Annotated in this window: 22 protein-coding genes and 2 pseudogenes; 12 read left to right on the top strand and 12 right to left on the bottom strand. The window is 33.2% G+C overall.

The annotated features are described in order from the left end of the window. The first annotated feature begins 20 nt into the window (after window positions 1-20). The 4 genes from ACFEL1_RS01000 to ACFEL1_RS00985 all read left to right on the top strand — a co-directional run bounded on the left by ACFEL1_RS01000 (window position 21) and on the right by ACFEL1_RS00985 (window position 4,533). Window positions 21-1,031 carry a PD-(D/E)XK nuclease domain-containing protein gene (locus ACFEL1_RS01000; protein ID WP_375331172.1) on the top strand — a complete coding sequence of 337 codons (1,011 nt, stop codon included), beginning with the start codon at window positions 21-23 and terminating at the stop codon, window positions 1,029-1,031. Between the two features lie 453 nt (window positions 1,032-1,484). Beyond that, window positions 1,485-1,649 carry a hypothetical protein gene (locus ACFEL1_RS00995; protein WP_375330763.1) on the top strand — a complete coding sequence of 55 codons (165 nt, stop codon included), beginning with the start codon at window positions 1,485-1,487 and terminating at the stop codon, window positions 1,647-1,649. A 6-nt stretch (window positions 1,650-1,655) separates the two neighbouring features. Then, window positions 1,656-3,275 carry a group II intron reverse transcriptase/maturase gene (gene ltrA, locus ACFEL1_RS00990; protein WP_410521693.1) on the top strand — a complete coding sequence of 540 codons (1,620 nt, stop codon included), beginning with the start codon at window positions 1,656-1,658 and terminating at the stop codon, window positions 3,273-3,275. Window positions 3,276-3,576: 301 nt separating this feature from the next. Further along, on the top strand, window positions 3,577-4,533 hold the full coding sequence (locus tag ACFEL1_RS00985) for an IS1634 family transposase (protein WP_375331170.1): 957 nt from the start codon (window positions 3,577-3,579) through the stop codon (window positions 4,531-4,533). Window positions 4,534-4,588: 55 nt separating this feature from the next. Here the strand turns inward: ACFEL1_RS00985 and ACFEL1_RS00980 are convergent, their stop codons facing one another. The 7 genes from ACFEL1_RS00980 to ACFEL1_RS00950 all read right to left on the bottom strand — a co-directional run bounded on the left by ACFEL1_RS00980 (window position 4,589) and on the right by ACFEL1_RS00950 (window position 12,353). Then, window positions 4,589-5,380: a hypothetical protein gene (locus ACFEL1_RS00980; protein ID WP_375331169.1), complete on the bottom strand. Its 792-nt coding sequence runs from the start codon at window positions 5,378-5,380 to the stop codon at window positions 4,589-4,591. 418 nt (window positions 5,381-5,798) lie between these two features. Next, window positions 5,799-6,860 carry an IS110 family transposase gene (locus ACFEL1_RS00975; protein WP_375331168.1) on the bottom strand — a complete coding sequence of 354 codons (1,062 nt, stop codon included), beginning with the start codon at window positions 6,858-6,860 and terminating at the stop codon, window positions 5,799-5,801. A 99-nt stretch (window positions 6,861-6,959) separates the two neighbouring features. Next, window positions 6,960-8,567, bottom strand: a complete 1,608-nt coding sequence (locus ACFEL1_RS00970; protein WP_375331167.1) for an IS1634 family transposase — start codon at window positions 8,565-8,567, stop codon at window positions 6,960-6,962. Between the two features lie 105 nt (window positions 8,568-8,672). Then, window positions 8,673-9,590, bottom strand: coding sequence for an IS1634 family transposase (locus ACFEL1_RS00965; protein ID WP_375331166.1), 918 nt, complete (start codon window positions 9,588-9,590; stop codon window positions 8,673-8,675). A gap of 122 nt (window positions 9,591-9,712) precedes the next feature. Then, window positions 9,713-10,045: a hypothetical protein gene (locus ACFEL1_RS00960; protein WP_375331165.1), complete on the bottom strand. Its 333-nt coding sequence runs from the start codon at window positions 10,043-10,045 to the stop codon at window positions 9,713-9,715. Further along, window positions 10,008-11,105 (bottom strand): recombinase family protein, encoded by a 1,098-nt coding sequence (locus ACFEL1_RS00955; protein ID WP_375331164.1) that lies wholly within the window; start codon window positions 11,103-11,105, stop codon window positions 10,008-10,010. Before ACFEL1_RS00955 ends, ACFEL1_RS00960 begins: the two co-directional genes overlap by 38 nt. 879 nt (window positions 11,106-11,984) lie before the next feature. Then, complete coding sequence (locus ACFEL1_RS00950) at window positions 11,985-12,353, bottom strand: hypothetical protein (RefSeq protein ID WP_410521692.1); 369 nt, start codon at window positions 12,351-12,353, stop codon at window positions 11,985-11,987. Window positions 12,354-12,554: 201 nt separating this feature from the next. On the opposite strand from ACFEL1_RS00950, the pseudogene ACFEL1_RS00945 reads away from it, so the two are divergent. From ACFEL1_RS00945 to ACFEL1_RS00935, 3 genes and pseudogenes are all read left to right on the top strand, one after another. Then, window positions 12,555-12,695: pseudogene (locus ACFEL1_RS00945) on the top strand (transposase); the annotation flags it as partial. Between the two features lie 81 nt (window positions 12,696-12,776). Continuing rightward, window positions 12,777-13,073, top strand: a complete 297-nt coding sequence (locus tag ACFEL1_RS00940; protein ID WP_375331163.1) for a DUF1778 domain-containing protein — start codon at window positions 12,777-12,779, stop codon at window positions 13,071-13,073. Window positions 13,074-13,076: 3 nt separating this feature from the next. Further along, the gene (locus tag ACFEL1_RS00935; protein WP_375331162.1) at window positions 13,077-13,586 is read left to right on the top strand and encodes a GNAT family N-acetyltransferase; all 510 of its coding nucleotides are present in this window, start codon (window positions 13,077-13,079) and stop codon (window positions 13,584-13,586) included. 26 nt (window positions 13,587-13,612) lie between these two features. On the opposite strand, the gene ACFEL1_RS00930 is transcribed toward ACFEL1_RS00935, so the two are convergent. The 3 genes from ACFEL1_RS00930 to ACFEL1_RS00920 all read right to left on the bottom strand — a co-directional run bounded on the left by ACFEL1_RS00930 (window position 13,613) and on the right by ACFEL1_RS00920 (window position 15,224). Then, complete coding sequence (locus ACFEL1_RS00930) at window positions 13,613-13,891, bottom strand: hypothetical protein (RefSeq protein WP_375331161.1); 279 nt, start codon at window positions 13,889-13,891, stop codon at window positions 13,613-13,615. Window positions 13,892-13,998: 107 nt separating this feature from the next. Then, window positions 13,999-14,157 carry a hypothetical protein gene (locus tag ACFEL1_RS00925; protein ID WP_375331160.1) on the bottom strand — a complete coding sequence of 53 codons (159 nt, stop codon included), beginning with the start codon at window positions 14,155-14,157 and terminating at the stop codon, window positions 13,999-14,001. A gap of 5 nt (window positions 14,158-14,162) precedes the next feature. Further along, a complete protein-coding gene (locus ACFEL1_RS00920) occupies window positions 14,163-15,224 on the bottom strand; it encodes a zinc-dependent alcohol dehydrogenase family protein (RefSeq protein ID WP_375331159.1) in 1,062 nt (353 codons plus the stop codon). Window positions 15,225-15,271: 47 nt separating this feature from the next. Between ACFEL1_RS00920 and ACFEL1_RS00915 the strand changes: the two genes are divergently transcribed. The 4 genes and pseudogenes from ACFEL1_RS00915 to ACFEL1_RS00900 all read left to right on the top strand — a co-directional run bounded on the left by ACFEL1_RS00915 (window position 15,272) and on the right by ACFEL1_RS00900 (window position 16,597). After that, window positions 15,272-15,430, top strand: a complete 159-nt coding sequence (locus ACFEL1_RS00915; RefSeq protein WP_375331158.1) for a hypothetical protein — start codon at window positions 15,272-15,274, stop codon at window positions 15,428-15,430. 53 nt (window positions 15,431-15,483) lie between these two features. Then, a complete protein-coding gene (locus tag ACFEL1_RS00910) occupies window positions 15,484-16,245 on the top strand; it encodes a hypothetical protein (protein ID WP_375331157.1) in 762 nt (253 codons plus the stop codon). Next, window positions 16,235-16,309: pseudogene (locus tag ACFEL1_RS00905) on the top strand (hypothetical protein); the annotation flags it as partial. The gene ACFEL1_RS00910 and the pseudogene ACFEL1_RS00905, both read left to right, overlap by 11 nt. Before the next feature lie 33 nt (window positions 16,310-16,342). Next, complete coding sequence (locus ACFEL1_RS00900) at window positions 16,343-16,597, top strand: hypothetical protein (protein WP_375331156.1); 255 nt, start codon at window positions 16,343-16,345, stop codon at window positions 16,595-16,597. Here the strand turns inward: ACFEL1_RS00900 and ACFEL1_RS00895 are convergent. Both ACFEL1_RS00895 and ACFEL1_RS00890 read right to left on the bottom strand, forming a co-directional pair. Beyond that, on the bottom strand, window positions 16,571-16,933 hold the full coding sequence (locus ACFEL1_RS00895) for a hypothetical protein (RefSeq protein ID WP_341761694.1): 363 nt from the start codon (window positions 16,931-16,933) through the stop codon (window positions 16,571-16,573). The two genes, ACFEL1_RS00900 and ACFEL1_RS00895, sit on opposite strands and share 27 nt — an antisense overlap. Continuing rightward, window positions 16,926-17,669, bottom strand: coding sequence for a hypothetical protein (locus ACFEL1_RS00890; protein WP_375331155.1), 744 nt, complete (start codon window positions 17,667-17,669; stop codon window positions 16,926-16,928). Before ACFEL1_RS00890 ends, ACFEL1_RS00895 begins: the two co-directional genes overlap by 8 nt. Before the next feature lie 327 nt (window positions 17,670-17,996). On the opposite strand from ACFEL1_RS00890, the gene ACFEL1_RS00885 reads away from it, so the two are divergent. After that, complete coding sequence (locus ACFEL1_RS00885; RefSeq protein ID WP_375331154.1) at window positions 17,997-18,953, top strand: IS110 family transposase; 957 nt, start codon at window positions 17,997-17,999, stop codon at window positions 18,951-18,953. The last annotated feature ends 167 nt before the right edge of the window (window positions 18,954-19,120 follow it).

Here is a 19,120-nt window from a genome sequence, read left to right as displayed (position 1 = left end):
AAGGAGTAATAACTGGCATATTGAGAATTGCTAAAGCTAATTTATTTTCTGATTTAAATAATGTTAGTGAATATACCTTACTTGATGATGATTTCTCTAAGTTCTATGGCTTCACTCAAGCAGAGGTAGATGATTTGCTTACAAAAGTACCGCTCGACACTAATACTGAACAAATTAAGGATTGGTATAATGGTTATACATTTGGTGGAGAGGTCATTTACAATCCGTGGTCACTAATGCAATGTTTAGCACACAAAGGTAAGCTTGATTATTATTGGCTAGATAGTGGAGGCACAGGTCTTGTTGATAAAGCATTATTGTCAGACGAAATGCAAGAAGATTTACAGAGCTTAGCTGCTGGAAAAATTATTATCTCACCTATTACCAAACAAATAAGTTTTGCTGATATCAATAAACCAGTAGGATTGCTCAGTTTATTACTGTTCAGCGGTTATTTAAATCCTACTGCCAAAATATCAGAAAAAAATATCTATGAGCTATCTATCCCTAATTATGAACTAAAATATATCTATGAAACAAGAGTGCTGCAATGGGTTACTGATCAATTAAAAATTGATAGCTCTAGATATTATTCGTTTATTAGTTTATTGTCAACAGGTAAAGTAGAGGAATTTAAAGAGCGTTTACAAGAATTGTTGCTAAATTCTACTAGTTTTCATCAAACAGGAGAGAAAAAGGCAGAATTATTTTATAGCGGCTTTATGCTTGGTTTAATTAATATGTTAGCACCTAGTTACATAATAGCAAGTGAACAGGAGTCAGGAAGTGGCAGAGCTGATGTGATCATGATCCCAAAAGCTGGTAAAGGAGATAAAGCAATTATTATTGAGTATAAGATAGCTAAAAATATAGAAGATTTAGCCTCAGTAGCTAAAATAGGATTGAATCAGATTATAGATAAACAATATGATGTAAAAATAAGGCAATATCAATATGTTAAGCAAATACTCAAAATTTCTATAGCTTTTTGCGGGCGATGTGAGGTTGCTTATGAAATTGTTGAACTATGAAAATAGATTTAACCTGTTGTTCTACCAACAGTAGCCTACTGATACAAGCATTGAAGTGATTCACTGTTTGAAGCTATCAGGACAATGTACTTGGCTCGTAAGAGAGTTAAAACCGTGAGGGAATAACTAGACTGCTAGCATCAAGCGGTTAGAGGCTAGGCTTAAGTGGTATGGTTAATGTATATGAACTACTGATAAATGTCGTGACCATCAAAGAGCCAAAGATGCTGACAGGCTCTGCCCAAAAGGGGAAGTGATTTGGTTATTGTGTTACAAAATCGCAATACGTAGACTAAACGATCACCGGCAGACAGGTAGAACCTAACCCATTTACTGTTACATAAGCAAAACACAGTAAGCCTGTATCTCTTCCCTTTAGGGAAGGTGAATCGTAAGAGGAGCTGATAGAGGTGCAGGTAGAGGAAAGACGGAGAAAGCAAATGCTGTTTTGTAATGAAGCAGATAGGGATTGAAACATTATTCCACGCGAAAGCGGGCAGACTTCCGTTGTGGTCTCTTATTACGAGAGAATTTGATGAAACTTTTAAAGGAGGAAAGCAAATGGTGGTTGTAAGTCAAATTACAGCTAGTGCGTCTACTGATAATGATAGGAATTGACACAATATTAATTGGTGTCAATGCAATAAAGTTGTTAAAAGTCATCAAATGCGTATCGTAAAGGCAACGAAGGAAGGTAGATGGGGTAAGGTTAAAGCCTTACAACGCTTACTAACCCACTCTTTTAGCGGGAAAGCTATTGCTGTGAGAAGAGTGATTGAGAATCGAGGAAAAAGAACTGCTGGGGTAGACGGAGAAATCTGGAACACTCTAGAACTTAAATCTCAAGCAATTACTAACTTGAGGCAACATGGTTATAACCCAGCTTCTCTTAGAAGGATTTATATACCTAAAGCAAATGGACAACGTAGACCTTTAAGTATACCTACTATGAAAGATAGAGCCATGCAAGCTTTATATAAGTTGGCGTTAGAACCAGTTGCGGAGATAACAGCCGATAGGCATTCTTATGGTTTTAGACCGGAGCGCTCAACTGCAGATGCAATACATCAATGTTATATTGTACTATCTACAGGAAAATCTGCTCAATGGATATTGGAAGCTGATATTAAGGGGTGCTTTGATAATATTAGTCATCAATGGCTTCTTGATAACATCCCAATGGACAAAACTATATTAAAGAAGTGGCTAAAAGCTGGATATATGGAAGCTGGTAATATCTATCCTACTGAAACTGGCACTCCGCAAGGGGGCATAGCATCGCCATTACTTGCAAACATGGCACTGGATGGGTTAGGTAAATTATTAGCTAAAAAGTTTCCGATAAAAATATCCTCAAGAAAGCCAACTCATAAGATTAACTATATAAGATACGCAGATGATTTTGTTATCACAGGCAGATCTAAAGAGCAATTAGAAAATCTTGTTTTGCCGATAGTTGAACAATTCTTGCAAGAGCGAGGACTTGAACTATCAAAAGCTAAAACTAGAATTACTCATATTGATCAAGGCTTTGATTTTTTGGGGCAGAATGTACGCAAATATAATGGCAAATTCCTTACTAAGCCATCTAAAACTAGCTTACAAACTGTCATAAGAAAAATAAGAAAAGTGGCTAAAGATAACAAGATGATTAAACAAGTTCTATTGATTACTATGCTCAATCCCATTATCAGAGGTTGGACATTGTACCATAGACATATAGTTGCTAAAGAGAGTTTTAGTAAATTAAGGCATGAGATATTTAAGATTTTATGGCGATGGGCTAAACGTAGGCATCCAAATAAGAGTAGTAGTTGGGTTAAACATAAATATTTTAAACTTATAAATGGCGATACTTGGAGGTTTGCTTGTGAAGGTGTCAAACCAAAATCAGGTGAAAAACCAGTAATCTATAAGTTAGTTGACCCAGCTAAACTTCCTATTAAGCGACATGTAAAGATTTTATCTGAAGCTAATCCATATGATAAAGAATGGGATGGTTATTTTGAGAAAAGATTAGGACATAAAATGTATAACTCTTTAGCAGGAGACCAGACATTGCAAAAATTATGGAATAAGCAAGAAGGTAAATGTCCGAATTGTAAGCAAGTAATAACTCTAGAAACTGACTGGGATATACATCATATCATTCCAAAGTCTAAAGGTGGAGATAATAGGAATTCTAATTTAATGATGCTTCACATTAATTGTCATAAACAAGTTCATAATCCGAGATTCAAATAAAATTCTTTATGCACAGATGTTGAAGCTGGTTCTAAAGAAATTGGGCTTAAAGAGGCTTGAGCCGTATGACGGGAAACTGTCATGTACGGTTCTTAGGGGACAGAGAAAATGGCAACATTTTCTCTATTACCCCTGACTTCCGCAGATTTTTTGATATTAGTTGTTATAAGTGGCATTAGTAAGGAGGTGAAGTGGTACTCTCGTTTTGTTGTGCCTAGTAGATATTTTATTATTGACTTTAACTGCGATGTTGTTTATTATTTAATTAATTGAATATAGCCCCATATTTTATAGCCCTAATATGTACATACGTCGTAAAAAAAGTCCTAATAGTCCAAGGCAATCTATCCAAATAGTAGAAGGTTATCGTGATAGTAAAGGTAACGTCAAACAGCGTATAGTACGTCATTTAGGAGTCTTCGTAGATGAAGTAGAAGAAGCTAAATTAGTTGCCCTAGCACAAGATTTGATTGCCAAGATTAAAGCTGAGAGAGAAGCTGCAACTGGGCAGGGGAATTTGTTTACTGATGATACTAACAAGGTTAAAAGAGGTCGTCCAACTAACAAGCAGTTAAAAGATATTCTACCTGTTAATGAAGTAAAACTAAATGAGGTTGTAGAAGTCAAGCGAGTTGTTGAAGGAGTGCATCAAATAGGGGGGCATGTTTATGATCAAATGCATTTTAACCAGTTACTAGCAAGGAAACGTGACGCTGGGATGCTGAAGGATTTAGTGTTAGCCCGTATGGTAAGACCAAATAGTAAAAAAGGGATAGTTGAGTATTTAAGCGATCAATTTGACCAGCATCATGATCTAGATGCTACTTATCGGATGATGGACAAATTACATGAGCAAATACCTAAAATTAAAGAATTATGCTTTAAAAACACCCTAACCCTGATTCCTAATAAAGAGATTAGCCTAGTATTTTTTGATGTTACTACACTATACTTTGAATCAGTAGAAATAGATGAGCTAAGAGCCTTTGGCTATAGTAAAGATCATCGCTTTAATACTACCCAACTAGTTCTTGCCCTAGCAACTAATGAGGATGGATTACCACTTGGCTATGAGCTGTTTAGTGGTAATACCGCAGAAGTTAGCACCTTAATTAAATCAATTAACAGCTGGCAAGCGTATCTTAAAGTTAAAGATGTCTGTTTTATTGCTGAGCGTGCAATGTTTAGTAAAGCTAACTTGCAAGCTCTCGATGAAGGTGGTTATCGCCCGACTTCCGCATTTTTTAATAAGGCATAAGCTTAGAAGGCTCATAGTGCTAGGATTTTTAAAATTTAGGCACAACATTATTTTGTTATTTTAAATATATTTCAGCATGGTCTGAACGCTTGATGTTAAAGGTTTTATAGATTTTTCTAGCTTCGTTTTTTATTGCACTTGGTAGTCTATAAAGATCACCAGTCTTTGTATGTCTTAAGATTGAAGCCTGTACTGATATTAATAATTCAACGATGTTAGTTACACTGATCTTTTGGGTCAGAGCAACCTTGTATTCTATAGTCTTAAGCACTGCAAAACTCATATAACACATCGCTATGTGTGCTTCTATCCTTTGTTTAGTCCAGTGAAAAATTGGACGCATTTGTAAATTATGTTTATTGATTCTAAATTGCTCTTCAATTACCCATAATCTAGCATATTTTGCTATTGCTTCATGTGGAGTTATAGTTTGGTCATTGGTGATTACCCCATGTATGCCATCCCACAACGCATCCTGCTCTATCTTCTCTGCGTCAATATAGCTCTTGCCATTTTCACTAGAAGTATATTTTTTTACTCCACTATTAGATATAAGTTTTTTAGTACTACCAGACTCACCAATAGTCTTATTAATTTTATCTAAAATTTTTTGTCGCTCCTGTGCATCATTAATAGCCCTTTTAGATTTATAACTGGTAATTAGACGTTTACCATCATGCTCTAGATCGGCAATCCAAGTAAGATCATTGCCTATAACAGTAGGCTTATAGTTTTCCTCTGATAATATTTCTTCTTTCTTTTCTTTCTTGAGTGTTTTAAGCTTTGCTGCCACAATATAACGATAACCACCTTCATCGAGAGCTTGCAAGTTAGCTTTACTACTCATCTTCGAGATAAATATGAGCAGAAATTATGCTATAGAACGTGAGTATTATGCGACGAGTGGAGTGTAGAATTAAATTCTCGTTACTGACTACATGTATGAACCTCCTGTAAAATGCAAGAAAAAAATAACATCTAATAGCAAAAATGCAAATGCATACATGTATCCGGCTTATAGTTAATAAATTATGTGTAATTTATCCTACAGCCCTGATGGAATTCGCTGGCTTACAAATTTACTATATACTTATCATTTTATCGGCTTCAAAGAGCCATTGTAGTCATCAGTTTTTTTGTAAGCTAAGGTTTGTCTTATTTACCATCAATATTATTATCTCACGCATATTCCGGGTTGGAATCTCTTACATATTCTTTGTTTACCTATTAATTAATAAACCACTATTTATTTTATTTTATGTTAATTATAATAGCTCTGTGCTACAAACTTTACTCTCTACATAATCATCCCCTGACCTTAGTACTGCAAACACCACTCTTGCCAGTTTATTAGCTACAGCAACTACTGTTTTATTATGTCCATTTCGCTCAGATAAATTAAACATCCACTGCGTAAATTTGCTAAAATCTTTTTTAGATTTTTGTTCTTCCGATGTAAATCTTATCTTGGCAGTTAGTACAGCTCTAGCTCCTTGGATCAATAGAGTACGCAAGTAAACATCACCTCGCTTGCTAATTCCAAGCAACTTATCTTTCCCTCCACTGGAATGCTGCCTTGGCACTAATCCAAGCCATGCCGATAATTGCCTACCATTCTCAAAACTTGTAGCATTACCTATTGATGCTATTAAAGCAGTAGCAGTAATTAAACCAAGACCAGGTATAGCTGTTAATCGTTGATATTGAGTTAAGTTGCTAGCTATTATTTTTAATCTTTTTTCTATCTCTTTTATTTTTTTGTCATTATCCAAAAATTCCTCTTTCAGTTCACTAAATGTTTGGTAACCTAGCTGACTCAAATTTCCTTCATCTAAAATCTCAGTTAATTTTGTTACAACCTTATTGATCCCTTGAGGAATAATAAAACCAAATTCATGTAATAATCCTCTAATTTCATTCGCAAGTGCCGTACGGTTTTTTACCAATCTCTTTCTTACCCGATGAATTGACAAAATATCTTGTTGTTCTACAGTTTTAATTGGTACAAACCTCATATTTGGTCTTGTTACTGCTTCACATATAGCTTCAGCGTCAGCTTGATCGTTTTTATTAGTTTTAACATACGGTTTGACAAATTGTGGAGCCATTAGTTTTACTATATGCCCCAATTTAGTTATTTCTCTTGCCCAGTAACTAGCTCCGCCGCAAGCTTCCATCCCTACCAAACATTTTGGTAAATTAGCCATAAATGTTAAAACTTGATCTCTCATTAATTTTTTCTTTAATACCGTCTTACCATTTTTATCTACACCATGAATTTGGAAAATTCTTTTTGCAATATCTATACCAATTGTGGTAACTTCCATCTTAGCCTCCTGATTGTTATTTTAATATTTAATATTAACTTTAGAAGATTAGCAACTGCTTTTCATTCTGTATATCAGGAGGTCCATACCATTATTTTATCATTTTGCAGATTTTGTCATTTGGGGCATCGTTAAATCAAATAAATTGAATAAATTTTGTTGAAACTCGCTTAATTTTGGTAATCTTATAACTTTGCAACCCTTGATTGTGTAATATAAAAAACATACTTTATCCAGCTCTCTTAATGCTTCCTCAATGGTCACATTATATTTACCATCCTTGGTTACGCCGCAACCTTGTTTCAACTTATTTTTCATATAGTGCCATATTTTTAATGCCAACATACAAACAAATACATGTCCCTTCGTTCTGTTGCTTTTCCTTAAAAAGATCGGTCTTACTTCGAGTAATCCTGTCTTCATACTGCTAAAATTCGATTCTACTTCATGTAAATTATGGTAAGCTTTATCAACCAATTCTTTACTCATCAGTTTAATTTCAATCTGTGTTTCAATCGCATAACAACCATCAAGAGTAAACAACTCTTTTTTCTTATCTTGATCAATTTCAACCACTATTTGGTTGCCATCTAATTTTAGGTTGATAAATTTATCTATCCGCCATTCTTTGGCAATTTTTTGAATATTATTTAAACCAAGTTCTGGCTTTGCTTTCTTATGGGTTGATACATATATATTACGCTCTTCAATCTTTGCAACCAATTTTTCAACTCGGGTATTCCTATCAAACTCAACTTTTCGGGCTATAGAACCATTTTTCCTTAAAATATATCTTTTACCATTACTGGTTACTTCGCATAGCTGTTCTTCAAAAAAACTATATTGCAAAACTCCGCTTTTCTCTAAGCTTTCAATCTCAACTTTACTTAAGGTTGTAATATAGTCCCACCCTTCTTTGGTCAGGGCTTCTTTGCCTGTCCCCTTAATCATTCCTTTATCACCAACAAAGACTATATTCTTAATACCAAAATTAGATTTTACTAGCTCAATCTGCTCATAAATGGTAGAAGGATCAGCACTATTACCCTTAAAAACTCTAACAGCCAAAGGTTCGCCATGATCATCAGTTAATAGACCAATCACTATTTGCTTTTTACCCTTCTTTTTATCCCGATTGTACCCATATTCCGCAAGTTCATTCTCTGTTCCTTCGAAATAGCTGGAAGTGACGTCATATAAAAGCATAACAGGCGGCTTGTTATTTTTCTTTTGATAAGTTTTAAATAATTTTAATTCGATCTTTTCTTGGTTCTCTTCTAACCATTCTAGAGCCTGATATAAATGGTTTTCATCAAATGAATCGACAGATAATACATCAGATATCGCATGCGATTTCGCCCATTTCACGCTGGAAAGTCTAGACCCTTGGTGAGCAAAGCGTGCTAAAACCAAAAATAGACTCAATAAAGCTTCTTTGCTTCTAGTACCAAGAGCCTTAGTAATACCAATTTCATCAGCAATTCTTTTTAGTAGAAAAATAGTCCCAAAACTTTCACCAACCTCAGGAACACCATCTAAACCATCAAATTCACCTTTCAGCATCTTCTTAAAAGCCTCAATGCGTAAATCATCCCAGTTAGTTAAGTTAGCTAGGGTTTTATTTAATACTTTCCTGTCTTCGCGATAAGAGGTACGAAGCAATATTGCAGGACGAGAATTTCTATTTGGAACAGTTGTAATATACATGAAAGAGATTATATCTCTAAATTCCAGCATTGTTAAATAAAAAATATCATTTACATGACTACAAATTTATCGCAGGATTCTTGTAAACCTTACTTTCCTACCTCTTCAAACACTTCTCCCTCTCGAAGATAAGTTACTAAACATTGCACGATCAGCAATAAAACAGACATCTTTAACTTTAAGATACGCTTGCCAGCTGTTAATTGATTTAATTAAGGTGCTAACTTCTGCGGTATTACCACTAAACAGCTCATAGCCAAGTGGTAATCCATCCTCATTAGTTGCTAGGGCAAGAACTAGTTGGGTAGTATTAAAGCGATGATCTTTACTATAGCCAAAGGCTCTTAGCTCATCTATTTCTACTGATTCAAAGTATAGTGTAGTAACATCAAAAAATACTAGGCTAATCTCTTTATTAGGAATCAGGGTTAGGGTGTTTTTAAAGCATAATTCTTTAATTTTAGGTATTTGCTCATGTAATTTGTCCATCATCCAATAAGTAGCATCTAGATCATGATGCTGGTCAAATTGATCGCTTAAATACTCAACTATCCCTTTTTTACTATCTGGCCTTACCATGCGGGCTAACACTAAATCCTTTAGCATCCCAGCGTCACGTTTCCTTGCTAGTAACTGGTTAAAATGCATTTGATCATAAACATGCCCTCCTATTTGATGCACTCCTTCAACAACTCGCTTGACTTCTACAACCTCATTTAGTTTTACTTCATTAACAGGTAGAATATCTTTTAACTGCTTGTTAGTTGGACGACCTCTTTTAACCTTGTTAGTATCATCAGTAAACAAATTCCCCTGCCCAGTTGCAGCTTCTCTCTCAGCTTTAATCTTGGCAATCAAATCTTGTGCTAGGGCAACTAATTTAGCTTCTTCTACTTCATCTACGAAGACTCCTAAATGACGTACTATACGCTGTTTGACGTTACCTTTACTATCACGATAACCTTCCACTATTTGAATAGATTGCCTTGGACTATTAGGACTTTTTTTACGACGTATGTACATATTAGGGCTATAAAATATGGGGCTATATTCAATTAATTAAATAATAAACAACATCGCAGTTAAAGTCAATAATAAAATATCTACTAGGCACAACAGAACGAGAGTACCACTTCACCTCCTTACTAATGCCACTTATAACAACTAATATCAAAAAATCTGCGGAAGTCAGGAGATGCTAGAGTTATTAGCGTTGTAGCGGTATCAGTAAATTTATCGTCTGCTTCATCATAAGTTTTTAGTAAACGATCAATTTCATATTGACGATCTTTTAATTGTTGTTTTTTTCTTTGAAATTCTTCTGTGCTAAGTTCTCCATTGAGTCGCAAATCTATTAATGAATTTAATCTATTCTCATTTTCGGTATGTTCTTTCTTTAACATAGAGGTTGCTTGGTCATGCTCAGTTTTTTTTAGCTCATTAGTGTTTCTTAGGTATGCAAGGGTCTCTTTTAGCATTTCCGGGTCTTCTTATACCTATTCTTTTAAAAACCTCTTCTATTTGCTTTAAAACCTCATCTTCCCTTATATATATTTTCTTGTCTAAGTTCTGTGGATCCCAAGTAGCTAAATATATCCATTCATCCACTTTACCGTTTGGATATGTTTTACTATGAATTTCAGATGTTACCATTTTGCCAGTTACAGCACAGGTGATTAATCCTCTAAAGAGAAAATCTTTCCCACCATATTTGAATGGCTTCTTCTTCCAGCCTAAACGTACATCTTTACATGCCATAAAAATCTCTCTTGTTATAATAGGTTGATAACCATGTGACCACATCTCTCCTTTTACTCTCATTTCACCGTAATAAAATGGTTGTTGTATTAAACGATGTATAACAGTTTTATTTAGGTGACAATTCTTTTTACTTCTTAAGCCTAATTCTTTAGCCATGTTTACCATAGACCTAAGAGTATAGATCCCGCTCGCATATTCTTCAAATAGTTTTGTGATAATAAAAGCTCTAGACTGATCAAGAATTATTATACTATTGCCACTTGCGTCTCTGCTATTTAGATACCCAAGGGGTGCTGGACCTATCCATTGTCCTTTACGTAATTTATGATCTAGACTCCTTTTAACGTTATCACTTAAACTATCAACGTAAGATTGTGCCATTAATACGTTCATCCCCCACATTAGCCTTGCATGGGATTGAGAATCTTTGTTTATTACATAACCTTCTGTTCTAAAGTGTAATTCTATTTTACCAGCTTTTATTGGTTCTTCCAATAATGAAATTTCTGAGATTCTTCTTTGTACTCGATCTACTTTATCAGCAACTATAGCAATTGTTTCTCTATGGCTTTTAGCAAATTTGATCATCTCTTTAAATTGTTTGCGATCACCTCTGCTGGAAGATTCGATAATTTCAAAGATTTGGATAATTTCTAGGTTTTTGCGTTGGCAATATTCCAACAATCTGTGTTTTTGTGCTTCGATAGAGTGTCCTTCTTCTTGTTCTTTTGTTGAAACACGAACTAAAATTATGGCTTTTTGTGCTGAGTTTGTCATATTTTTCCCTTTGATAATAGTAATAATAAATTAGAGTTTAAATTAATAAGTATTATGCATTCAGAGATAGATCAAATACTGGATAAGTCAAGTTGAGTTTGCATTAAATTATCCAAGTAACCCCAGTATTAGAGCCAAGTGTAACATTTTTTTAGCATTAATAATTTTAGGTTATTGTAAAAATAATTGTTTTAACTCGTATCAGGAGTAACTTTATCAAGTGCTTTGTCATAGATACCCCTATTTAGCTATTTTAAGCCTCGCACAACGCATTTTAGTATTCTTGCGTATTTTTGGAGTACTTTTGATTATTACTCTCCAAGTCTAAATATGGGCTTTTTTATTTATATGGGTTTGCTTTAAAATAATAGATAAGTTAAAAACTTAACCGAATACCACTGTTTACATCGATCCCCTTATTGATATTCTGTATCAGATATGATACAATTGAGTCATAACAAATAAATTGTAGTGATCTTATGGCAGCTAAACGATTATTAGTGTCTTTAGACGAAAAAATATTTTAATAATGGTTAAAATCTGATCAAAAAACTATAATTCATTTAATTTTTTAGTTTGGTTTGGCGGGTCAATAGTTCGTTACAATTTACATATTACCAAGTTACACTATCATCCTAGTTTATCGGCGGGGATTTGTGCTTTGGATTCCAAGATATAAGAAACTAGTAAATTATTCGAAGCTATTTCTATGTTTTTGTCACCTAATTCAATGTATTTTACTATAGTCGGTGTATCTTTTAACTAATACTTGATTATATCTACTTTTTTACTTATGCAAATCCTCTAAAACCCGCTATACCTTCGAACTTTCGATAGTTGTGGATTTGTGTCTTGAACCCCAAAATCCAACCTACACAACTACAACTCACTAATACCAAGTAAAGGCAATGATTCTTCATTATATAACTGGTGAATTTCTTGTATCATTTCTAGCTTAGTTGTTGAGCTAACATCCTTGCTTTTTAACAAACATTTTATACTGTCTAGATGATCATGAAAACTAGAGTCTATTGTTTGGTCGATCTTTAATGCTTCTGTGGCTTGTAATTTGTTTTTCTTTAACAGTTTATTTATACCTTTTAGTAATTCATCTCCTATGTTGTCATCATCTAAATATATTGTAGTGACAGTGTTATTGTGTTGTAAGACTTGTGCTATATATTTAGCTCCTTCATCTCCTATGTTGTTATTCCCCAAATTTATTTTCTCAACATTTTTTCTACTTATAGTTTTTTGATAACTTTAATAAATTTCATATATTTACCTCATCAAAAGAAAAAAGAGTGGATAACAAAGTCCCATATTAGAATAACTTTGCAATTATTCTATTAGTAATTTTAGAAGATACTAGACTAAAGTCAATGAAAGTTTTTTATTGACTTTGGTTATAATTATGTGTTTTTAATTAAATAGTTGAAGGCAGGATAGGTTGTAGTTATGGATAATGCTAGTTTCCACAAGTCCTAAAAGACAAAGGAGTTGATAGAATCAGTTGATTGTACCATTATTTTCTTACCACCGTATTCACTAGATTTAAATCCTTACTTTTACCCTGTAATTATTTTTTAATGTTATTGACAAATTAAAAAATAACTCTTGACTAATACGGCGTTTTGCCGTACCATCTAATTATCATATTGATAGGGCTATATGGCAAAAAATAATTCTAAAACTGTTAAACAAGAATATGTAAGATTAGAAGCAAGAATTGCCCCTGAGCTAAAACAATTATTTATTAAGGCAGCAGAAATTCAAGGGACAAATTTAACTAATTTCATTGTCTCTAGTAGCAAAAAAGAAGCGGAATCTATCATCAAAGAGCATGTTCTGATTAATCTAACTTTAAAAGATATGACGTTATTTGCCCAAGAAATTATCAACAATATTGAACCCAATGATAAGCTAAAAACTGCAGCAGGAAGGTTTAAATTATCTATTACCAGCTAGCACATGAAAAATCAGTTTTATGTTACCTCTTTTGATAGATCATACACTCTACTCAACTTTGATTGTGGGGTAGAGTATTTAAACAAGTATTTAACTAATTATGCTATCCAAGATATCAAAAGACATTTAGCTTCAGTATTTGTATGTGTGTCTAATGATGATAACGATAAAAAAGTAATTGGTTATTATACATTATCTTCAAGTTACATTGATATCACTAAGTTAGACAAAAATTATATAAAAAAGCTACCACATTATCCATATCTTCCAGCAGTACTTATTGGAAGATTTGCTATAGATAGAAATTATCAAGGTAAAAAAATAGGTGAATATTTATTAATGGATAGTCTTTATAAAGTATTCAAATCAGAAATAGCGGCTTTTGCCGCTATAGCTGATGCTAAAGATTCCAAAGCAGCAAGTTTTTACAAAAATTATGGATTCATTCAGTTTATAGATACTCCTAATAAATTGTTTTTACCAATGACTGTTATAACAAAGATTTTTAGTTGAGGTAATACGGGTATTTATAGTTATAGCTACTTATCTTCAAGATGGATAGGATCAAAATTGTGCCATAAAACAGGCTTAGTATGCGGTGTATGGGATAGAAAATTAAATTTCTTTACGAGATCACTTTGATAGCTATAGGTAATGTGACCTTTTTTATACTCATCTTGTACCCAATCTCCTCTAGCATAAGAGCCAAATAAAATAATCATCGCAATCTTATGCTTTGATACAGCGAGAATTTCTTTGACGATATTATCAAGTCTTTCTTGAATTATCAGGGATCGTTCAGGTAAAACAGTTTTCATATATTTGTAATGCAGCTATCTATAATGTAGATTACTACAATCGGCATAGATATTGCAAAAAGAATTTTGCAAATTCACCTATATACAAGAAATCTTTTCTATAACATTTAAGATTTCATTTGAGTACCGTAATATTGTTGCAAGCAAAACATGATCTTTTTTGGTGCAATAGATGCCTTTTTAATTGCATCAATATTATTTACTATTTTGTAACAAGGTCTATGAATTACACAAGCCCAAACTCCCTTAAGAATCATATACTTCATAGTTCTCACCAACAATAGTACATGCATTTTTCTGCGGTATCGCTACTTGTATTAAGCTCAAAATTAAGTAGGATTTTACCATTTCTTCCCTCGGATTCTGCCATAGTAACAGCTTCTGCAATTTGATCTATATTGTACTCAGTATCTATAGGCATTTTTATATCTGCCATAATAAAACTCTCTATCATTTGTTTAAATATTTGCTGTCTATAGCTTACTGGTTCACTATACACCCAATCTCGTAAATGATAAAATTCAAATTGTACATTTTTCTCCATTGCGTCAGTAAAGAAAGAGGCTGGAAGTTGTTGCCCAGACATTAAACCATATTGCAAAAATTTACCACCAGGATTAACTGCTTTTAACAGTGTTGCTCCTGCATCACCACCAATTGCATCTAAAGCATAATCAACCCCTTTGTTATTTGTAAATTTTAAAATAGCCTTAGTGATATCTTCTTCGTTTGAGTTAATCACTTTCTTCAAACCAAGTTGTTCCAGTTTAACTTTATTCTCAACACTCCTTACAATTGAAATCAAATCAAAACCCAAGCTTTTAGAAAAACCAGCAATAATATGTCCACAAATTGAATTTCCAGCATTTATTACAAGAGTGTTACTTTTATCAATTTTTAATTTATCAACTAACATTAACCAGCAAGTAAGAGGGTTAATATATAATTGTGCTGCTGTTCGATTATCAATTTCATCAGGTATTAAAATAGCTTCTTGAGCTGGAATAATGTTATATTCTTGCCAAGTACCTTTTCCTTTTAACGCCAGTACCCTTTTACTAATTAGGTGATTATTATTAGCATTACTAGCAACACAAACAGTTCCAACTCCTTCAAAACCAGCTATTTTAGGGAACTCTACTCTGTCAGGATATCTTCCTCTAATAGTTAGTAAGTCCGAAGGATTAATAGCACATGCATGCATTTGAACTAATATTTCATTATCCTGAAGTGTTGGTATTTCTAATCTAACAATTTTTAATACCTCAGACGGATTACCAAACAAATTATACATGACTGCTTTATAGGTTTGGGGTAGGTTAAAATTCTTCATAGTCAATTTCTTACTCTATTTTCTATTTAATCTCTAAATTTTAAAAGATGAATATTTTTAAAATTATACCCCCTGTTTTTTGTTGTGGCTTTCTAGAGTCTCAGTTAACAGCAATTATCTTTTTAAAAAAATTAAATATTTTTTATCTGTATTTTATCTCAGTACAGGACAAAGAGATTAAGGAGAGAATAAAAAATAGTAGATAATGCGTAGACAAAGCTCTATTACTTAGGTTGTTAAAGACTTAAGAGGCAAGAGAATGATTACAGCGTTATCACAATTAATAGGAGACTACTTTTTTAATAGTTTTGCAAGTATAAAATTAATAGAACAAATAATATTAGGATTACTGCAAGTGAGAGATGTAAATCTTACACAACTTGCCTTAACGATAAAAGGAGACAAGCAAGAATCACGCTATAAGAAATTACAGAGATTTTTTGCCAAATGTGAATTATCATACACATCCTTAGCCAAGTTACTGGTTAGGTTGGCTGGAATTGATGCTGAACAATGGTTATTAGTGCTTGATCGGACAAATTGGAAATTTGGTAAGCTTGACATCAATATTTTAGTATTATCTATTTGCCATAAAGGCATTGCTATACTAATTATGTGGGATATGTTGCCAAAAGCAGGAACTTCTAATAACGTTGAACGTCAGCAATTAATGGAAAGGTTTATTACTGTATTTGGCATAGAGAAGATGTCAGCATTGCTTGGGGAACGGGAGTTTATTGGTGATTTATGGCTAAAGTTTTTAGCTGATAAAATGATACCATTTTATATTAGAATCAAAGCCAATCTTACCATTGGTAGAGCAGAAGATGAATTAGTTACTGCTAATCATTTAATTAAGAGGTTACAGAATGGTGAATATATGTTGTTTAAAGGAAAAAGATATTTGGGTAAGAATTATAAAGAACCTAAAGTATCTGTAGCGGCATTGCGTAATGATCAAGGAGAATTAGTAATCATAGCTACCAATGATAACCCTAATATAGCACTAAATAATATATAAAAAAAGATGGGAAATAGAAAATCTTTTTGCTTGCCTTAAAACACGAGGATTTAACTTTGAAAACACCCATATAATACATTTAGATAGAATTAGTAAATTGCTTGGTTTACTTGCTATAGCATTTACTTTTGCTTATGTTGTGGGTCAATGGCAAAATTCTATCAGACCCATAAAGCTTAAAAAACACGGTAGAAAGTCTATCTCCTTATTCAGGTATGGCTTAGATTACTTGCAGAGAATATTTTTGAATATTGAAGAAATGATGGAAGTTATAACAAAATTTATTAAGCCCATAACACCATACTTTACTTCGATTATCACCTTGTTAATCTCTTTGTCCTGTACTGAGTAAATTTTGTTGAAACTCGCTTAATTTTGGTAATCTTGCAACTTTGCAACCCTTGATTGTGTAATATAAAAAACATACTTTATCCAGCTCTCTTAATGCTTCCTCAATGGTCACATTATATTTACCATCCTTAGTTACTCCACAACCCTGTTTCAACTTATTTTTCATATAGTGCCATATTTTTAATGCCAACATACAAACAAATACATGTCCCTTCGTTCTGTTGCTTTTCCTTAAAAAGATCGGTCTTACTTCGAGTAATCCTGTCTTCATACTGCTAAAATTCGATTCTACTTCATGTAAATTATGGTAAGCTTTATCAACCAATTCTTTACTCATCAGTTAATAGACCAATCACTATTTGCTTTTTACCCTTCTTTTTATCCCGATTGTACCCATATTCCGCAAGTTCATTCTCTGTTCCTTCGAAATAGCTGGAAGTGACGTCATATAAAAGCATAACAGGCGGCTTATTATTTTTCTTTTGATAAGTTTTAAATAATTTTAATTCGATCTTTTCTTGGTTCTCTTCTAACCATTCTAGAGCCTGATATAAATGGTTTTCATCAAATGAATCGACAGATAATACATCAGATATCGCATGCGATTTCGCCCATTTCACGCTGGAAAGTCTAGACCCTTGGTGAGCAAAGCGTGCTAAAACCAAAAATAGACTCAATAAAGCTTCTTTGCTTCTAGTACCAAGAGCCTTAGTAATACCAATTTCATCAGCAATTCTTTTTAGTAGAAAAATAGTCCCAAAACTTTCGCCAACTTCAGGCACTCCATCTAAACCATCAAATTCACCTTTAAGCATCTTCTTAAAAGCTTCAATACGTAACTCATCCCAATTAGTTAGATTAGCTATGGTTTTATTTAATACTTTTCCGTCTTCGCGATAAGAGGTACGAAGCAATATTGCAGGACGAGAATTTCTATTTGGAACAGTTGTAATATACATGAAAGAGATTATATCTCTAAATTCTAGCATTGTCAAATAAAAAATATCATTTACATGACTACAAACTTCATGCCAAAACCACTGCAAACCTGATTCTTTAGGTGTTTTAAGCACTTTTTCGTCTAGAAGATGAGTCGTGAGTTATTAACTAAGCATGATGAGAATTATTCTCCAGCCTCACCTACATAGTACCCTTGTATCTTAAATATTGTCTTTAGTGAATAACTATAAGATACTTAAGAAAACTTAAGTAAGAAAGCTAGTATACAGATAGTACCCTTAGGACAAAGATCCTGCATTGTAGATAAGTAACTAGCTTTCTAAATACTCATAAGAGATCGGACGGTATTCTTAGGCCATGAAACTTTGTATTCAATAGAGCCTGTATTCACAAGGTTGATCCTTGAGTATTCTATTAACTATTAATATAAAAGGTAACTAATGAATAGTACAATTTTAGGTATAGATATCTCTAAAGCAACATTTGATGTAGCATTACTTCATAATAATAAAACAAAAACTGAAAAATTTGACAATAATTTACAAGGATTTGGTACATTAAAACAATGGTTATTAACCAATAAAATTGATACCGTGCATGCTTGTATGGAAGCCACAGGTTGTTATGGAGAAAAATTAGCACAATATCTTTATGATAATAACTTCAAGGTGAGTATAGTTAATCCAGCACGAATCAAAGGTTTTGCAACCAGTACGTTATCTAGAGTTAAAACTGACAAAGCAGATTGTCAGTTAATTGCCCAATTTTGTAAAGTTATGCAACCTGATTTTTGGCAACCAACAGCGGTTTATATCAGAGAATTACAACAATGGGTAAATCGTTTAGATGCTCTAATTGCTCATAAGAATCAAGAAACTAATAGGTTGGAAAGTGTCAGTGATCTTGTTAAAGCAAATATCCAAGTTCATATTGATTTTTTAGATAAACAGATCAAAGAAGTAGAGCAAGCAATTAGTAGACATATTGAACAACATAAAGACTTAAGTGATAAAAGTAAGCTTCTTGAATCAATTCCTGGAGTAGGAGACAAAACAATAGCTATAGTACTAGCTTTTTTAGGTAACATAGAAGCTTTTGATTCTGCAAAACAAATTGTTGCTTTTGTTGGTCTTAACCCTAAACCAAGACAATTTGGTTCTTCCGTACGTGGAGTTAGTAGAATATCTAAGACAGGAGATGCAGATTTACGGAAAGCTTTTTATATGCCTGCTGTAGTTTCTATGAGATTTAATCCAATTATAAAAGATTTTAGCCAACGTTTAAGTAGTGCAGGAAAATCTAAAATGGTTACAGTTGTAGCTGCTATGCGTAAGTTGTTACATATTATTTATGGTGTATTGAAAAATGAGACAGTTTTTAATGAAAATATTATTTAATAATAAATTTTTATAAAATTCCTAAAAAATTGTTGACACTCAAGACGGTATCTACATTTTTTGTATAACCACTATTAATATGGCTTCCAACCGTCATTGCGAGGAGGCGATGGAATCGCCAACGCGGCAATCTTGTTATGAAGTAGGGACAAGCATTACTTCAAAAG

This window comes from Candidatus Tisiphia endosymbiont of Oplodontha viridula (genome assembly GCF_964264865.1).
In the GTDB taxonomy this organism is placed as follows: Bacteria; Pseudomonadota; Alphaproteobacteria; order Rickettsiales; family Rickettsiaceae; genus Tisiphia.
The sequence above is the reverse complement of the archived record's forward strand: the minus strand, read 5'-3'. Positions and strand labels throughout refer to the sequence as shown.

What these genes read in the sequence shown, in the direction of transcription:
- ACFEL1_RS00980 (WP_375331169.1), bottom strand. Translation starts at nt 5,380, where the DNA reads ATGAGTAGTAAAGCTAACTTGCAAGCTCTCGATGAAGGTGGTTATCGT.
- ACFEL1_RS00885 (WP_375331154.1), top strand. Translation starts at nt 17,997, where the DNA reads ATGAATAGTACAATTTTAGGTATAGATATCTCTAAAGCAACATTTGAT.
- ACFEL1_RS00955 (WP_375331164.1), bottom strand. Translation starts at nt 11,105, where the DNA reads ATGACAAACTCAGCACAAAAAGCCATAATTTTAGTTCGTGTTTCAACA.
- ACFEL1_RS00935 (WP_375331162.1), top strand. Translation starts at nt 13,077, where the DNA reads ATGAAAAATCAGTTTTATGTTACCTCTTTTGATAGATCATACACTCTA.
- ACFEL1_RS00995 (WP_375330763.1), top strand. Translation starts at nt 1,485, where the DNA reads ATGAAGCAGATAGGGATTGAAACATTATTCCACGCGAAAGCGGGCAGA.
- ACFEL1_RS00960 (WP_375331165.1), bottom strand. Translation starts at nt 10,045, where the DNA reads ATGCTAAAAGAGACCCTTGCATACCTAAGAAACACTAATGAGCTAAAA.
- ACFEL1_RS00985 (WP_375331170.1), top strand. Translation starts at nt 3,577, where the DNA reads ATGTACATACGTCGTAAAAAAAGTCCTAATAGTCCAAGGCAATCTATC.
- ACFEL1_RS00910 (WP_375331157.1), top strand. Translation starts at nt 15,484, where the DNA reads ATGATTACAGCGTTATCACAATTAATAGGAGACTACTTTTTTAATAGT.
- ACFEL1_RS00925 (WP_375331160.1), bottom strand. Translation starts at nt 14,157, where the DNA reads ATGAAGTATATGATTCTTAAGGGAGTTTGGGCTTGTGTAATTCATAGA.
- ACFEL1_RS00965 (WP_375331166.1), bottom strand. Translation starts at nt 9,590, where the DNA reads ATGTACATACGTCGTAAAAAAAGTCCTAATAGTCCAAGGCAATCTATT.
- ACFEL1_RS00930 (WP_375331161.1), bottom strand. Translation starts at nt 13,891, where the DNA reads ATGAAAACTGTTTTACCTGAACGATCCCTGATAATTCAAGAAAGACTT.
- ACFEL1_RS00940 (WP_375331163.1), top strand. Translation starts at nt 12,777, where the DNA reads ATGGCAAAAAATAATTCTAAAACTGTTAAACAAGAATATGTAAGATTA.
- ACFEL1_RS00915 (WP_375331158.1), top strand. Translation starts at nt 15,272, where the DNA reads ATGAATATTTTTAAAATTATACCCCCTGTTTTTTGTTGTGGCTTTCTA.
- ACFEL1_RS00895 (WP_341761694.1), bottom strand. Translation starts at nt 16,933, where the DNA reads ATGAGTAAAGAATTGGTTGATAAAGCTTACCATAATTTACATGAAGTA.
- ACFEL1_RS00970 (WP_375331167.1), bottom strand. Translation starts at nt 8,567, where the DNA reads ATGTATATTACAACTGTTCCAAATAGAAATTCTCGTCCTGCAATATTG.
- ACFEL1_RS00920 (WP_375331159.1), bottom strand. Translation starts at nt 15,224, where the DNA reads ATGAAGAATTTTAACCTACCCCAAACCTATAAAGCAGTCATGTATAAT.
- ACFEL1_RS00975 (WP_375331168.1), bottom strand. Translation starts at nt 6,860, where the DNA reads ATGGAAGTTACCACAATTGGTATAGATATTGCAAAAAGAATTTTCCAA.